The following is a 14,866-nucleotide window of genomic DNA, read 5'->3' on the forward strand; positions in this document are numbered from 1 at the left end:
TCGTTCTCCCCTAACTTGTTTACTTACTTTAGATTTTTTATTGCTTCTTCTGCTACTTCACGGTCATCAAAATGGTGTGTAACATCTCCGATAATTTGATATGTTTCATGACCTTTACCCGCAATCAGTATAACGTCATCTTCTTGCGCTTCACTGACAGCTATTTGAATCGCTTTTTCGCGGCTTACTTCTTTAATATAAACGGCTTCAGCTGATACACCAGCTTCCATTTGATTAATAATTGTCATTGGGTCTTCAGTTCGTGGATTATCTGATGTGAGGATGGCAATATCTGCTTGATCAACTGTAATTTTAGCCATAATCGGACGTTTAGTACGATCTCTATCACCACCACAGCCTACCACACATATAATTCGACCTTTAGCAAAGTCACGAATCGTTTGTATAACATTTTCTAAACTATCAGGTGTATGTGCATAATCTACAATAACTGGGAAAGCTTGTCCAGCGCTTACTAATTCAAAACGACCAGCTACACCTTGTACGGCTTCAATTGAAGCAATTGCTGTTTCTAGTGGCACACCTTGTACAACAGTTGCAGCAATAGCAGCGAGTGCGTTATATACATTAAAGTTACCGACTAATTGCATTTTGATAGGATAAGCCTTATTTTGGAATAATAAAGTAAAATGTGTCCCTTTTCCACTAATAACAATGTCCGTTGCTCGGAATGTTGATTCGTTGATAATACCATAAGTTACAACATTAGCTGCAGTTGCAGTAATCATTCGCTCGCTTGCATTGTCATCTTTATTAACAACTGCAAATTTAGGTCGTTTACTACGATAATCATTGCCTAATTGCGCAAATAACAAACTTTTTGCAATCGCATATTCTTCCATTGTTTTATGAAAATCTAAATGATCTTGCGTTAAATTTGTAAAAACAGCGACATCATAATCACAACCATGAACTCTTCCTAATACAAGCGCATGAGAGGATACTTCCATTACAGCTGTATCCACATATTCCTCACGCATACTTGCAAATAAACGTTGCAAAGTTAAGCTGTCGGGCGTTGTATTTTTAGTTGTTTGGATTGTATCTCCAATTTTTTGATACATCGTACCTACAAGACCTGTGACTTGATTAACATTTCGCAAGACATGCTCTATCAAATGTGTCACTGTTGTTTTACCATTTGTTCCCGTTACGGCAACCATATTCATCTCATGAGTAGGATAGTTAAAAAAAGCACCCGCTAAAATCGCCATTGCACGATTTGTATCTTCTACATAAATAACTGGAACGGTTGTTACTTCAACAGGTTTCTCAGCTAGAATAGCAACTGCTCCATTCGCAATCGCTTTTTCAACATAATCATGACCATCAACTGTATACCCATCTATACAAATAAATAATGTACCTGGTGTCACTAATCGACTGTCTTGTTGCATATCAGTAATTTCAATGTCTTGCCCCTCATAAGCAACTAACGGTAACTTACTCAATAATTCATTCATTTTCATTTCAAATCGTTCCTTTCTTTCATCATCTACACACAATTATTGTGGTGTTATTGCACCTGCAACATCATTCACATGCACATCAGTTTCTTGTTTTTCATCAGCATTAGCTTCATCAGTACTCGGCTTAGCATTATATTTCGGTAGTTTGGAAGGATCTTCCATTTTTAAGGTTATTTCAGATTTTGCACTGACTTTTTGTCCTGCTGGTATGCTTTGTTTTAGCACATAACCTTCTCCCGTAAAGTTGATTGGAATACCACTAATTTCAGAGAATTTCAACGCGTCATTCTTCGACCAATTTGTCATATCAGGCATCGTGACATTACCATTTGTCAGTAAAATAACACGCTGCTTAACAAAGATATTTTCACCGCTTTTAGGCAGTTGTTGGACAATTTCATCACCGTCTCCCACTACCGTAACAGAAGCGCCAGATGTCTTCAACTCTTTTTGAGCATCTTTTACTTTCATATTAGCGGTATCAGGCATCACCACTGATTTTGCGTTCAATTCTTTTTCTGGTTTTATATTTAAGTACTGCAAACTTGTTTGCATAACAGGATTGAAAATTGATTTAATCACATCTGTACTCGATTCACCTGCTTGTATCACTGGTTTTTTCACAGCAACATACATCATTAATTGTGGATCGTCTGCTGGTGCAATTCCCATGAACGAGTATATGTAATCATTCGGTCCTGTCATATAACCAGAACCATCAGGATTGGCAATTTGAGCTGTCCCTGTTTTACCCGCTAATTTATACCCATCTAATTTATACATTGAGCCCGTCCCGTTTTTCGCCTCAATTACCGAACGTAATTGTTTAAGCGTGGCATTTGCCGTTGCTTTAGAAATCGGTGTACCGACAACTTCAGGTTTTGTTTTAGTAACTTTTCCTGTTTTACCATCCTTGGTTGACTTAATATAGTAAGGCTTCATCATTTTACCATTGTTTGCAATTGCACTAATACCTTGCATCATTTGCAAGGCTGTAACAGTTGTTCCTTGACCGAACGCTGTTGTTACACGCTCAATTGGATAGCGGTAGAGAATATCTCCTGTTGCTTCATTAGCCAAACCACTATTAGTTGATTTACCTAAACCAAAACTTTCAAGCGCTGATTTAAAACGAGTTGTGCCAATTTTATCAAGTAAATTTGCAAAGGCTACGTTAGATGAAAGTGCAACACCTTCATTAAAAGTAATGTCGCCCCAACCGTCTCCATTATTCCAATCGTTGATTGTAATTTTATCTACCTTATATGAGCCTGATTTGAAATAAGCATCAGGGTTATAGACACCGTTTTCGATAGCCGAAGCTAAAGTGAAAATTTTCATAACCGAACCGGGTTCAAATGGTTCTTCTGCAATTAAATTACGCCATGATTTATCGAGACCCTCACGTGTTTGAGCATTAAAAGTTGGTCGTTGACTCATCGCTACAATCTCACCTGTTTTAGGATTCATCACCACAGCCATCATTTCTTCTGGTTTGTATTTTTTTTGTGCTGCTGTCATCCGTTCTTCTAATAAGGTTTGAATCCGTTTGTTAAGCGTTAATGTTAAAGAATCCCCGTCGACTGGTTTTTTCAATACTTTTTCAGCATTAGGCAATACAAAACCGTAGTTATCTTGACTGTAATTGATTGAACCATCTGTACCGCTCAATTCTTTATTTTCGCTATCTTCAATACCCATCTGGCCTTTTTGCAAGAACGTGCCATCTTTTTGTTCATCTTCTTTCACTAAACCAATTAAATTAGAAGCAAAGACACCATTAGGATAGATACGTTGATGTGTTTTCTTGAAAATAATACCTGGTAATTTTTCCTTCATTATCTCATTTTTTTTCGATGAGCTAATATTTTTACCAGCAGTACCAAATTCTACTTGATCTAATTTTTGATCCAGAATCTTCAAAATATCAGATTCTTTCATATCAATATATTTACTAAGTACTTTAGCTGTATGTTCATGATCCACAACATGTTGCGGATTATTTTTATCAATTGTTAATCTAGGTGTAATGACAGCTATCATTGAGTACGTTGTGACATTCTCAGCAATAACCTCACCATTCACATCTAAAATATCGCCACGTTGTGAAAAGAGTGTTTCTTTTTGAAGATATTGTCGTGCTGCTTGGCTAGCTAACGGTCTTCCATTTGCTTTACCGACTACTTCTAAATAAAGAAAGCGAGATAGCAGTAAAACAAAAAATAAACCGAAAAAGCCCAGCAAAAAAATTGCGCCTCTTCTTCGGTTTCTCATAAGTTTTTTCATTTAATATCCACAGCCTTAACGTTGTTTTCGTTAGATTTTAATCCATTCTTATTTGCTTCTTTATACACCCGATCATAGCGACTTAATTCATCAACGTTCGCTTTTAAATCAGAATTCGTTTGTACTTGTTGTGTGATTTTAGCTTCTTGTTGCTGGATATTAGTGTTCATTTCATAATTATTTGCCTGAACAGATAAGAGCCAGATGGACAAACAAGCTGACACGCTCACAATACCAGTAACGAATACATTTCGTAATTTACGAAGTGCTTGTTGCTCAGGACTATAACCTTGTCGTACCTGTCTATTTGGTTTTTCCGCAGGTTTATTGACTCTCGGTTGTCTTTCTATTTGTCGCGCTGCATTGTTGGCCATCTTTTTTTCAGCTCCATTCTTCTCTTTTGTTAGTTATGATTATTTTAAACACTCGGCTACTCTAAGTTTTGCAGAGCGCGCTCTATTGTTTACTTCTAATTCTTCTTCTGATGGTAGAATTGGCTTTCTTGCTATAATCTTCAATTTCGGTTGATATTCATGCGGTATAACTGGTAAATTACGTGGTAGATCAGGACCTTTGGCATAATCTTTTAAAATCAATTTTGTAATACGATCTTCCAGTGAATGGAAAGTGATAACAGAAACACGTCCACCCACTCGTAAAAGATTAACTGCTTGATCAAGCGATTCTTCTACAGCACCCAGTTCATCGTTCACTGCGATACGTATCGCTTGGAAAACACGTTTAGCTGGATGACCACCTTTACGTCTTGCAGGAGCAGGGATAGCATCTTTAATCAACTCAACTAATTCACCTGTCGTTTCGATACGTTTGATTTCACGACGTTTTTCAATTAAACGCGCCACTTGTTTCGAAAATTTCTCCTCGCCATATTGAAAGAATATACGAACTAATTTTTCATAAGGCCACTCGTTAACAACAACTTCTGCAGTCAACGCTTGTTCTTGATCCATACGCATATCTAACTTAGCATCTTGATGATAACTAAACCCTCGTTCAGCTTCATCTAATTGTGGTGAAGATACACCCAAATCATACAAAATACCATCAACTGCATCAACATTACGATTAGCAAGTTCACGACGGATATCTCGAAAATTCGCTTTAACTAACGTGACACGTTCATTGTATTTTTCTAACTTAACCTTTGCGTTATCAATTGCTGTTTGATCTTGATCAAATGCATACAAGTGACCCTCATCAGATAATTGCGATAACAAATACTCACTGTGGCCAGCGCCACCTAATGTGCAATCGACATAAATGCCGTCTGGTTTAATATCCAGCGCATCGACTGTTTCATGTAATAAAACTGTTTCATGTTTAAACATATTTTCACCATCTTCTCTATAGGTTAAAATCCGACATTTGTTCTGCTATTTCAGCAAATGATTCTTCTGCTTCATCAAAGAATGTTTCCCATTCTGATTGAGCCCATATTTCAATACGACTTGATACGCCGACAATAGTTGTTTCTTTTTCAATTAAGGAATATTTTAGTAAATTCTGAGGTAGATTGATGCGTCCTTGTTTATCGAGTTCACATTCGACTGCGCCCGAAAGGAAGAAACGTGAAAAAGCACGTGCATCTTTTTTGGTTAACGGGAGCTCTCGCAATTTTGCAGCAAGTATTTCCCACTCGTACATTGGATAAACAAACAAACATTTATCCAACCCCCGGGTAACCACGAAGTGTTCGCCTAACTGCTCACGGAATTTTGCAGGCATAATAAGTCGACCTTTTACATCGATATTATGAGCATATTCTCCCATAAACATAAGCACACCCCTTTTCTGTTTTAAGTTTACCACATTCCCCCACTTTCCACCACTTAGAACCAAAAAAAAATCACTACCTTTTAACCAGAAGTAAATCTCCCACTAATTTGCGCTTTTTTTTACATAAAAAAATACTTTTCTTATTTCAAATTTTATTTAAAACTATTTTAAAGGTTTACCTAACAGTGTTCGTATAAAATACGAACAAAAAAAAGGTCGTAAGAAAATAAATTCTTTACGACCTTATAAACTCTATTGTCAACAGCTTTATCACGCTGTTTCATTTTGACTATACGTCATTATTCACATGAAAAACGAAAGAACCCACATGACAATTGTTAAAAAATAGCTAAAAATAACTACGATTAGCAGTATCTTAGTATAACCTTTCAATATCTTAATTATATAAATTTCTTTTTTGATGGCATTGAAAATAAGTACGTATATAAAACCGATAATCAAACACAATAATAAAAGATATAAAAACCATTGGTTCAGTGCTAAATCATTTAGAATAAAAAAGATTGCAGATAAGGTCACTACCAACATCACATAAGCATATGGGAAATTCATGCGTTTTTTTCTCGTCAGTAATTTTATTAAAATAAATACAAATAGTGGCATTACTACCCAAATAATTGTCGGGAAACTCATTACATTCCTCCATCTCAATAGAACACAGAATTATTGTTTTAATTATACGACATCCTTCTTTTTTTTGCGACAGTTTCTCATTTACATCTTCATAAAAAGAAAAAACCTCCCCAAGAGCCATGGTCTCTCGGAAAGGTTTTATATCAAAAGTGTACGTTTCACTTTTGTGAAAGAACGTTTTACGCTTTTGCTTCTACAACTGTTTCACCTTTATATTGTCCACATTCTGGACATACGCGGTGAGATAGTTTTGATGCGCCACAGTTAGGGCAAGCTGTCATACCTGGTACTTCTAATTTAAAGTGTGTACGACGCTTGTTTTTCTTAGCTTTTGAAGTTCTACGTGCTGGTACTGCCATTTTCAAACACCTCCTTAAATAAAAATTAAAGATTACTCATCTTTTTTAAAATAATCAGCTAAAGCTGCTAATCGAGAATCACCTTTTGGTGCCTCAGCATCTTCAGACTGTTGTTCCTGAGCGTTAAGATCATCTTGTGAAACGACAATCCAACCATTACCTGATTTTGATGCTTTATTTGATTCCGCAGCATAAACCTGCATTGGAATATCAACTAGCACACATTCTTCAATAATCGGCATTAAATCTACCTGATTGTCAGTTATCTCATATACATCATCACTGCCCGAAAACTCCGCAATATCTTTCACCATTATTTCGCTGATACTAATATCTAACGGATATGGTACATCGACTAACGTACGTGCACAAGGTAGCGTAATAACGCCAGTTACTTTTAAAGTCACTGTTACCTGATCACGCTGAGTTACTAAGCGACCTGATACATGAATTGATTTTGCCGAACGTACATCTTTATTTTTTTTATGCAAAATTTCAGTAAGATCTACCACTTCATCAACGGGAAATCCATTTCTGCTTTTTTGTATTTGTAAAAAAGACCATTTCAACATTTTTCATCACCTCTACATGGACAACAAGACCAATTATAGCTTTAAATCACATCATTTGTCAACCTTATTATCTTTAATGGACATATATTCATTCGTTGCTTTTTGATTCGTGCTGTTTTTTTGTTATTATTATATGTAAAGATAAAATTTGAGAGGACGTATGCAATGAAAGCTGTCGGAATCATCGCCGAATTTAACCCATTTCATAATGGGCACCGTTTCATTTTAAACCATGCGAAGCATAAATCACAAGCAGAAGTTTTAATTGTTGTAATGAGTGGTAATTTTTTACAACGTGGCGAGCCCGCGATTATCACTAAATGGCAACGAACAAAAGCAGCCTTAGCAGCTGGAGCTGATCTTGTAATTGAACTTCCATTTGTATCAGCAATTGAATCAGCAGAGAACTTCGCCTCAGGCGCCATAAACCTGCTTCACGACTTCCGTTGTGACACACTATGCTTTGGGACAGAAAAAGGCGAAGCGCTCCCTTACGACGAATTAGCTGCCTTTTATCATCAAAATGAGGACAGTTTCAACTTAATCATCAAAAAGAAGCTCGAGAATAACATCCCTTATGGCATTGCAGTGACGCAGACATGGGAAGAACTAACCGCCTCACGCTGGCCAACTTTCGATTTGCGCCAACCAAACATTCTACTTGGGTTTCATTACGCATTAGCTAATCATATCGGTGAGAACCCGATGGAGTTATTACCCCTCAACAGGATGGGTGCCAATCATAATGATGCCACAGCCACTGACGAAAGTTTCGCAAGTGGAACAGCCATACGTCAGCTTTTACTTCGTGGTGAAAAAAGCGATTCTTATATACCTCTCAGCACCCAAACACTGCTTGAGGGTACTGACTTACATTCTTGGGAAGATTACTGGCCACTACTGCATTATCAACTCTGTATACAATCACCCGAGAACATCGCCAAGCTACATAATATCGTTGAAGGAATTGAATACCGCTTGATTGCATGTGCAAAAAAAGCCTCTAGTTTCGATGAATGGTTGTCCCAAGTGAAAACTAAACGTTATACGACAAATCGAATCCAACGTATGGCTTTAAGTATTCTTATACAACTGACTGAAGATGAGTTTAGCTATCATCAACAACACCCTTACCACCACGTATTAGGAATGACTAAAAAAGGACAAGCCTATTTGGGACATTATAAAAAAGTCTTGCGCTATCCGCTTATTTCAACTTTTTCAAAAGCACCCGCAGGTATTACCAACCTTGATGAACGCGCCACGATGCTCTATCAACTTCCCTTTAATAAACTCGATGATAACGATTATACAAATGGAGTGATCAGAGTATAAAAATAAAGATATTTTCAAAATTAACTATACGAACAAAAAAAGACCACATTAGTGTTTAAATCCTAATGTGGTCTTCGCTTATTTATTTTTTTGTGGTAATTCACGTAATACTTCAACTGCTTGATCTAGCGTTTTAACAGGTATAATTTTCATATCTGTCCCTAAATCTTTCGCAACTTTCACCGCATCTGCATAATTAGTTTTAATACCTGGTTTAGCTTTTTTCATTTCTTTGGTAATCGTATCATCCGGTGCTAAGAAATAATCTTTTCCCGCTTTATGAGCCGTTACAATTTTCTCTTCAATACCACCAATACGTCCAATTGTTCCATCAGGTTCGATTGTTCCAGTTCCGGCAATATCATAACCACGTGTCAAATCTTCGCGTGTTAAATCGCTTAAAATTTCTAATGAGAACATAAAACCAGCTGAAGGGCCGCCAATTTTATCTGTCTTCACAGTTACTTTCGGAGTTGTTTGCACATTTTTATCGTCGACTAAAGTAATACCGATTCCGGCACGTCCTTTTTTATCGATATCAACCATTTTTACTTTATCAGTTCGTTCTTTCGATTCATTTGCTTTTGTATAGGTAATGTTAATTTTTTCTCCGATTTTTTTAGTGCCAACGTATTTAACAAATTCTTCCGATGTTTTAAATTTTTTACCATCTACAGCATGAATCGTATCACCTTCTTTTAAAAAGCGACGCGCATCACTGTTTTCAGTCATAGATAAAACAAAAATACCATTATATTCTGATTTAAAGGGCTTGTTCGCTTTGGTGAATGCCGCTTCAATTGCATTGTTTTTAGCACTATTCATATAATACATTTGTCTTACATTAAATTGTGCTTCTGTTTCACCTTCTGTGCGAATTTCGCTTTCTTTATCAATTTCTTGATATTTTGAAAATTTAGCAATCGTTAACGTTAATGCCGTAGCATGTTGTAATCCAATGGTCGTCAAACTAAAACTGCCGTTTTTATTATCAGCTTTCCCTTCAACTTTAACTAATTCACCTAACTTTTCAGTCGTACCTGGTTTGGTAATATAGTAAGGCAGTGGGATTAGTATTACCGCTAAAACAGCTAATACAATAATAACTAACAGCAGTCGCTTCAGTATTTTATTCATTCAGTTACCTTCTTAAATTTATTTTGTAATGCCTCCGCAACTATTGCAGGAACATAACTATCAACAGCTTGCCCATAAAGAGCAATCTCTTTGACGATTGAAGAACTAATCACTTCATTTTTAGGACGTGCAAGTATAAAAACAGTATCTATTTCAGGTTCTAAATCCGCGTTCATTGTTGCTACTGGCCATTCATAACGATAGTCAACTTCATTACGAATTCCTCTTACAAAAGTGGTCGCATTAACGGAACGTGCATAATCAACCGCTAATTTATCTGAATGATCAACCACAACATTAGTTAAACCTGCTACACTATCACGTATATGCAAGAGGCGTTCCTCCAGTGTAAACAAAGTTGATTTGCTTGAATTAACCATCGCCACCACGATAACACGATCAAATAGTTTTCCTGCTCTTTGAATAATATCTAAATGTCCTTTGGTCAAAGGATCAAACGTACCTGCATAAACAGCCGTTTTCATATAAATCACTCTCCTAATTCATAAAAGCTTAGGCTTGTAATGCCATAAAGCGCTTGTTTAAAACGCTTAAATCCACCAATAGTATCCTCTAGTTCGTACGTTTTTTCATGCTCTACTATAATGATTGAAGAAGTTGTAACCATCTTCAATTCTTCAATTTTAATTAAAAGCGCATCCATTTCATGAAAGTTATAGGGCGGATCCAAAAAAATCAATTGATAAGATTCACCTGACGCACCCAATTGTTTTAACGTTTGTAATGCTTCACCTTTTTTAACAATCGCGCGTTCTTCCAAGTGACACTTTGCTATGTTTTCTTGAATAATTTTAATCGCCGGTGCTGCCTGATCTACAAAAACAGTTTCTTCAATCCCACGACTCAAAGCTTCAATACCTAATCCACCACTACCAGCAAATAAATCCAACGCGTTTCCACCATCAAAATAAGGACCAATGATATTAAACATCGATTCTTTAATTTTATCCGTCGTTGGACGTGTTTTATCTCCTGGCACTGCCTTTAATTGATGATTTCTTACAGATCCCGCTACAACTCTCATCTTTCCGCTCCTTTAAAGCACACACCTGTTACAGTGAATGGTATTCTAATTCAAGATTAGGGTCCTCTACTGTTGTGTATGTTGTTTTTATATTTGGTCTTTCTGACACTTCAATTTTCTTTACCCAATTCAATGTTTCTAATTTAGCAATTGTACTTTCAACATCTGCTACATTACAATAAAAAACACCATACTTGAGTCGACGTGAGGTATATTGTAAATGACCATAACGTCGTAGCGTTTTTAATTGCTTAAAATGATGTCCCCAGACAACAATTCCTTGTCGTTCTATTGGTGTAAATGACATAACTATTTCCTCCTTATCCTGTTGAGCAGCCACAGCCGCCACCTGTACTACAACCGCCACCATGACGATGCTTACCTTCAAAAAAAGGATTACCAACAGGTACTTTGACTTGTTCGGACACACTTTCACCAATCATAATACCCACTTGATCAAGCAATGACTGGACTTGCATTTCAGCCTGACGATAGGTAATAATAACTTCATCCATATCTAATTCACGCTTTAAACGACGCGTTTCTCGATTTGTCTCTTTATAATCTGGATGATAACGCCCAAAACGTTGAACCTCATCAAAACGTTCTTTCATTGCTGCAAATTTTTTGATTTTTTCTTGTGTATCTTTATTTTCAAAAGTCGCTCGTTTTGCAGAGTGATAATCAGCCATTGCTTCTGATTGATTAATCATTTCAGATAACTCGTCAGCTAAATCAAGCACTTCAATACTTTGATAAGTTGCAAACATTTTATTCATCCTTTCTTTTGTTGTTTATACTTACTAATTATACTTCTTTCCCACAAGTCTGTCACTCTTGTTCTTCTTCTACAATAATCTGTGTTAAGTAGAAACGATAGCCACCTACACCCATAATATTTGCTTTTTCAGTTCGTATTTTCTGTAAATGATTGGGTGAATTCAACCAAGCACCAAAAGTAGCAATACCATCAACATAATTCGCCGCTAAATTTTCTTGCTCATCAACGTTATTTTTATTTAAATGCGCTAATCTTGTTGTTAAATCACCACGATCTGGTGATTCGTGATTGAAAAATTCATTTTCATACATATCTTTACTATGCAGTTCCGCTTCTGTTGTTAAATTTTTGTCTAGCTTAAGCGGATTCAAGCCTTCCTTTTCTCGATAAAGGTTGGTTAGCTCTTCAACATCTAAACTCATACCACGGTTCATATTAACCCATTGCTTATCGGAAAATTTAGGTGGTTCATAAATATCACCATCATAAACCGATTCATACGGACGCATCTTTACTAGCGTTTCACTATCCATGAAAGAAACACTGAATAATTTATGAGTTGTCGCATCCATTGTCAATTGTGCATATATTCCTTTTGATACTTTCAATAGTGGTCTTGAATAGAGATCATCTTCTGCCAAACTTAATTGGTATTTCCCGATTGGAGACTCCACCATAATTTCAGTCTGTAAATCAAAACGATTAATCACTTGGTCAGACGGCATATCAATAGTAAACGGGCTCACAGGTATTTCATTACCGGCGACATAAAAACGAACGACTTTATCCGCCTTTACACCAACTATTAAGTACCCTTCTTGGCCCTTATTATAAACATAATTATCATATTCATAGGGTGTTGCATACATTCTATTAGGCTTACCATATTTTTTTTCAATTAAAGAAAAGGGTTTACCAATATATTGTGCAATACTTTTTTCTTCATTATATTTGATAGGCGTTTCTTTTGAATCAACTTTCATTTTAAGATTACCTTGCTTTGCATCATAACTTTTAAACAAAGCAGTACTGTCTTCACGATTAATCAGAGGAGAAGAATAGGCTATTACCATAAAAATTAAAAACAATACAATAACTTTTAAAAAACTTTTCATTTGTTTATCTCTCTCCTATAAAAAAAAATTAACAGATACTATTTAGTATCTGTTAACATCTTATCGTCTTTATACAAAAGGTGCAATAATCATCATCGCTACAAATAAAATAACGAGATAATTTAACGAGTATATAAACATTAACGTTGCCCATTTATAAGGCTCTGCTGTTTTATAGCCGCGTAAACCTAAAACAATCCAAATTACATTAAGTACAGTTGCTAAAATAACATAAACAATCCCAAAATCAAACATAAAGAATGGTAATACTGTTAGGAAACCAACCCATAATAAAATACTCTTACGTCCTCGTTCCACACCTTTAACAACTGGTAACATCGGTATTCCCGCTGCTGCATAATCATCTTTACGACGGATTGCAATTGCATAAAAGTGCGCTGGTTGCCAGCAAAACATTAGCAAGAAAAGCATAATTGCTGGCTGTTGAATAGTTGGCGTAATGGCGAACCACCCGATTAACGGTGGCATTGCTCCTGAAAAAGAACCAATAATCGTATTTGAAACTAATTTACGTTTTGCCCACATTGTATAAACAACGTTATAAAGGAACACACCAATTAATCCAAATATACCAGCTAACGGCGTTGTCATAAACAGCAATATTTCACCCAAAATTGTCAGGACAATAAATGCTACTAATGTTGTTTTCGGAGTAATACGACCAGTAATCGTCGGACGATCCTTTGTTCTCTCCATTAAACCATCGATATCTCTGTCAAAATAATTATTCCAGCAGCCAGCACCTGCAATTATAGCAGCAACTCCAACTACTAAAAATATTACTGTAGTAATGTTTTCTAAGAATGGTGTATTCGTAAAATGCATTGCTAACCATAAACCTGCAAAGGCAGCGATGGTGTTTGAATCAACAATTCCCATTTTAACGAGACCTGTTAAATCCTTGATTGTTAACTTCGCTGTCGTTTTGTTTGTATCTAGTGTTTTTTCCGTCATCATTCAAACTCCTTACATTACATTTTTTCCTATATAAAAATAAAGCTCTTACATCAATATAACACATTTATGAAGCGATAAACCATCTAATTGTTCTGACTTATTTTAGACACAAATACCCAAATAAACTTTTTTAGCTATTGGGATTTACTTCTTTTTAAGGTAAAATTAACAGTGATTGTACATATGAAAGAGAGGTCTCTATATTAATGAATAAGTTTATGAAAGTACTATCTATCCTTACAATATTCTTAATGACTGTCGTAGTATTTGGCGGGGCACTAGTAACAAAAACGGGATCTGCTGACGGCTGTGGTGCAACTTGGCCACTATGTGAGGGACAATTAGTTAACTTAACAGATGTAACATTAGAAAAATTAATTGAGGTCTTCCACAGACTTTCAACTGGACTTGCTTCTATATTTGTTATTTTATTAGCAGTTTTATCATGGAAATACGTAAAAGATCGTAAAGAAACAAAAATTATTGTCATCACTTCTGTTGTCTTTCTTATATTGCAAGCTTTCATGGGTGCAATGGCAGTAGTTTGGGGACAAAATGCAATTATCATGGCGCTTCATTTCGGAATTTCAATTATTTCTTACGCTTCAATTGTCATGTTAGGTTTATTTATCTTCGAAATTGATATGAAGTTTGATGCTAAATCTGTTATTATGCATAAAAAAGTTCGCTACAGTATTTACTATCTAATTATTTTCACTTATATCGCTATTTATACAGGAGCGTTGGTTCGTCATATGGATGCAAGTCTTGCATTACCCTCCTTTATGTTCGAAGACGGAAAATTTGTAATGCCTGTAACAACACCACAGATTGTTCAATTGATTCACCGCGCCGCCGCGTTAATAATGGCTATTTGGATTGCTTGGCTCGCTTGGCACGTCTTCAAATACTATAGCCACTCTAAGGTATTACGTTCATGCTCAGCGCTACTTGTGATACTCATCTTCGTTCAAATATTACTAGGAATCGCTAGTGTTGATTCAAACGTTAACCTTGTTATTGCGTTACTTCATTCTTTAACAATTACGGTTATCTTTGCTATCTTGAGTTACCTCGGACTTATTGCATTACGCAGTGGCCGTCGTGAACACAACAACGATTAGCATTACTTTTTCTATATGAGTAAGCCCACACATTCAATTGAATGTGTGGGCTTTTTTATTTTAAGTTACTTTAAAATACTAAAAAGATAAAAAGATAAAAAGATAAAAAAATAAAAACTCACTAGACTTGAAATTAAAACAGGTATATAGGCTTGAACAAGTCTATAACAGTTTTAATTCCTTAGTCTAATGA

The 14,866-nt window shown here is 35.9% G+C and carries 17 protein-coding genes; 2 read left to right on the top strand and 15 right to left on the bottom strand.

The features are described 5' to 3' along the window. Positions 1 to 23 precede the first annotated feature (23 nt). From V6S17_RS09145 to V6S17_RS09180, 8 genes are all read right to left on the bottom strand, one after another. Positions 24 to 1,490, bottom strand: a complete 1,467-nt coding sequence (locus V6S17_RS09145; protein ID WP_029092341.1) for a UDP-N-acetylmuramoyl-L-alanyl-D-glutamate--2,6-diaminopimelate ligase — start codon at positions 1,488 to 1,490, stop codon at positions 24 to 26. A 36-nt stretch (positions 1,491 to 1,526) separates the two neighbouring features. Further along, complete coding sequence (locus V6S17_RS09150; protein ID WP_029092342.1) at positions 1,527 to 3,776, bottom strand: penicillin-binding protein; 2,250 nt, start codon at positions 3,774 to 3,776, stop codon at positions 1,527 to 1,529. Then, complete coding sequence (ftsL, locus tag V6S17_RS09155; protein WP_051457318.1) at positions 3,773 to 4,150, bottom strand: cell division protein FtsL; 378 nt, start codon at positions 4,148 to 4,150, stop codon at positions 3,773 to 3,775. Before ftsL ends, V6S17_RS09150 begins: the two co-directional genes overlap by 4 nt. Before the next feature lie 39 nt (positions 4,151 to 4,189). Beyond that, on the bottom strand, positions 4,190 to 5,125 hold the full coding sequence (rsmH, locus tag V6S17_RS09160) for a 16S rRNA (cytosine(1402)-N(4))-methyltransferase RsmH (protein ID WP_029092343.1): 936 nt from the start codon (positions 5,123 to 5,125) through the stop codon (positions 4,190 to 4,192). 16 nt (positions 5,126 to 5,141) lie between these two features. Further along, positions 5,142 to 5,573 (bottom strand): division/cell wall cluster transcriptional repressor MraZ, encoded by a 432-nt coding sequence (mraZ, locus tag V6S17_RS09165; protein ID WP_029092344.1) that lies wholly within the window; start codon positions 5,571 to 5,573, stop codon positions 5,142 to 5,144. Between the two features lie 303 nt (positions 5,574 to 5,876). Next, positions 5,877 to 6,227, bottom strand: coding sequence for a hypothetical protein (locus V6S17_RS09170; protein WP_029092345.1), 351 nt, complete (start codon positions 6,225 to 6,227; stop codon positions 5,877 to 5,879). A 179-nt stretch (positions 6,228 to 6,406) separates the two neighbouring features. Further along, positions 6,407 to 6,586, bottom strand: coding sequence for a 50S ribosomal protein L32 (gene rpmF, locus V6S17_RS09175; protein ID WP_029092346.1), 180 nt, complete (start codon positions 6,584 to 6,586; stop codon positions 6,407 to 6,409). 32 nt (positions 6,587 to 6,618) lie between these two features. Then, a complete protein-coding gene (locus V6S17_RS09180) occupies positions 6,619 to 7,158 on the bottom strand; it encodes a YceD family protein (RefSeq protein WP_051536013.1) in 540 nt (179 codons plus the stop codon). A 165-nt stretch (positions 7,159 to 7,323) separates the two neighbouring features. On the opposite strand from V6S17_RS09180, the gene V6S17_RS09185 reads away from it, so the two are divergent. Beyond that, positions 7,324 to 8,493, top strand: coding sequence for a nucleotidyltransferase (locus tag V6S17_RS09185; RefSeq protein ID WP_029092348.1), 1,170 nt, complete (start codon positions 7,324 to 7,326; stop codon positions 8,491 to 8,493). 78 nt (positions 8,494 to 8,571) lie between these two features. Here the strand turns inward: V6S17_RS09185 and V6S17_RS09190 are convergent, their stop codons facing one another. The 7 genes from V6S17_RS09190 to cyoE all read right to left on the bottom strand — a co-directional run bounded on the left by V6S17_RS09190 (position 8,572) and on the right by cyoE (position 13,546). Next, positions 8,572 to 9,630, bottom strand: a complete 1,059-nt coding sequence (locus V6S17_RS09190) for a SepM family pheromone-processing serine protease (RefSeq protein ID WP_029092349.1) — start codon at positions 9,628 to 9,630, stop codon at positions 8,572 to 8,574. Continuing rightward, the gene (gene coaD, locus V6S17_RS09195) at positions 9,627 to 10,115 is read right to left on the bottom strand and encodes a pantetheine-phosphate adenylyltransferase (RefSeq protein ID WP_029092350.1); all 489 of its coding nucleotides are present in this window, start codon (positions 10,113 to 10,115) and stop codon (positions 9,627 to 9,629) included. Before coaD ends, V6S17_RS09190 begins: the two co-directional genes overlap by 4 nt. Positions 10,116 to 10,120: 5 nt before the next feature. Next, complete coding sequence (rsmD, locus tag V6S17_RS09200; RefSeq protein ID WP_029092351.1) at positions 10,121 to 10,675, bottom strand: 16S rRNA (guanine(966)-N(2))-methyltransferase RsmD; 555 nt, start codon at positions 10,673 to 10,675, stop codon at positions 10,121 to 10,123. A gap of 28 nt (positions 10,676 to 10,703) precedes the next feature. Continuing rightward, positions 10,704 to 10,982 (bottom strand): YlbG family protein, encoded by a 279-nt coding sequence (locus tag V6S17_RS09205; protein ID WP_036027628.1) that lies wholly within the window; start codon positions 10,980 to 10,982, stop codon positions 10,704 to 10,706. Between the two features lie 13 nt (positions 10,983 to 10,995). Further along, positions 10,996 to 11,445: a YlbF family regulator gene (locus tag V6S17_RS09210; protein WP_029092353.1), complete on the bottom strand. Its 450-nt coding sequence runs from the start codon at positions 11,443 to 11,445 to the stop codon at positions 10,996 to 10,998. Positions 11,446 to 11,506: 61 nt separating this feature from the next. Next, entirely contained in the window at positions 11,507 to 12,571 is a 1,065-nt protein-coding gene (locus V6S17_RS09215) for a CAP domain-containing protein (protein ID WP_029092354.1), read from the bottom strand. Between the two features lie 69 nt (positions 12,572 to 12,640). Continuing rightward, positions 12,641 to 13,546: a heme o synthase gene (cyoE, locus tag V6S17_RS09220; RefSeq protein ID WP_227001962.1), complete on the bottom strand. Its 906-nt coding sequence runs from the start codon at positions 13,544 to 13,546 to the stop codon at positions 12,641 to 12,643. A gap of 209 nt (positions 13,547 to 13,755) precedes the next feature. Between cyoE and V6S17_RS09225 the strand changes: the two genes are divergently transcribed. Next, a complete protein-coding gene (locus V6S17_RS09225; RefSeq protein WP_029092356.1) occupies positions 13,756 to 14,673 on the top strand; it encodes a COX15/CtaA family protein in 918 nt (305 codons plus the stop codon). The last annotated feature ends 193 nt before the right edge of the window (positions 14,674 to 14,866 follow it).

The organism is Brochothrix thermosphacta DSM 20171 = FSL F6-1036, from assembly GCF_036884295.1.
GTDB lineage: Bacteria > Bacillota > Bacilli > Lactobacillales > Listeriaceae > Brochothrix > Brochothrix thermosphacta.

Coding starts and splice junctions, on each gene's coding strand:
- V6S17_RS09145 (WP_029092341.1), bottom strand. CDS start 1,490: ATGAAAATGAATGAATTATTGAGTAAGTTACCGTTAGTTGCTTATGAG.
- V6S17_RS09150 (WP_029092342.1), bottom strand. CDS start 3,776: ATGAAAAAACTTATGAGAAACCGAAGAAGAGGCGCAATTTTTTTGCTG.
- ftsL (WP_051457318.1), bottom strand. CDS start 4,150: ATGGCCAACAATGCAGCGCGACAAATAGAAAGACAACCGAGAGTCAAT.
- rsmH (WP_029092343.1), bottom strand. CDS start 5,125: ATGTTTAAACATGAAACAGTTTTATTACATGAAACAGTCGATGCGCTG.
- mraZ (WP_029092344.1), bottom strand. CDS start 5,573: ATGTTTATGGGAGAATATGCTCATAATATCGATGTAAAAGGTCGACTT.
- V6S17_RS09170 (WP_029092345.1), bottom strand. CDS start 6,227: ATGAGTTTCCCGACAATTATTTGGGTAGTAATGCCACTATTTGTATTT.
- rpmF (WP_029092346.1), bottom strand. CDS start 6,586: ATGGCAGTACCAGCACGTAGAACTTCAAAAGCTAAGAAAAACAAGCGT.
- V6S17_RS09180 (WP_051536013.1), bottom strand. CDS start 7,158: ATGTTGAAATGGTCTTTTTTACAAATACAAAAAAGCAGAAATGGATTT.
- V6S17_RS09185 (WP_029092348.1), top strand. CDS start 7,324: ATGAAAGCTGTCGGAATCATCGCCGAATTTAACCCATTTCATAATGGG.
- V6S17_RS09190 (WP_029092349.1), bottom strand. CDS start 9,630: ATGAATAAAATACTGAAGCGACTGCTGTTAGTTATTATTGTATTAGCT.
- coaD (WP_029092350.1), bottom strand. CDS start 10,115: ATGAAAACGGCTGTTTATGCAGGTACGTTTGATCCTTTGACCAAAGGA.
- rsmD (WP_029092351.1), bottom strand. CDS start 10,675: ATGAGAGTTGTAGCGGGATCTGTAAGAAATCATCAATTAAAGGCAGTG.
- V6S17_RS09205 (WP_036027628.1), bottom strand. CDS start 10,982: ATGTCATTTACACCAATAGAACGACAAGGAATTGTTGTCTGGGGACAT.
- V6S17_RS09210 (WP_029092353.1), bottom strand. CDS start 11,445: ATGTTTGCAACTTATCAAAGTATTGAAGTGCTTGATTTAGCTGACGAG.
- V6S17_RS09215 (WP_029092354.1), bottom strand. CDS start 12,571: ATGAAAAGTTTTTTAAAAGTTATTGTATTGTTTTTAATTTTTATGGTA.
- cyoE (WP_227001962.1), bottom strand. CDS start 13,546: ATGACGGAAAAAACACTAGATACAAACAAAACGACAGCGAAGTTAACA.
- V6S17_RS09225 (WP_029092356.1), top strand. CDS start 13,756: ATGAATAAGTTTATGAAAGTACTATCTATCCTTACAATATTCTTAATG.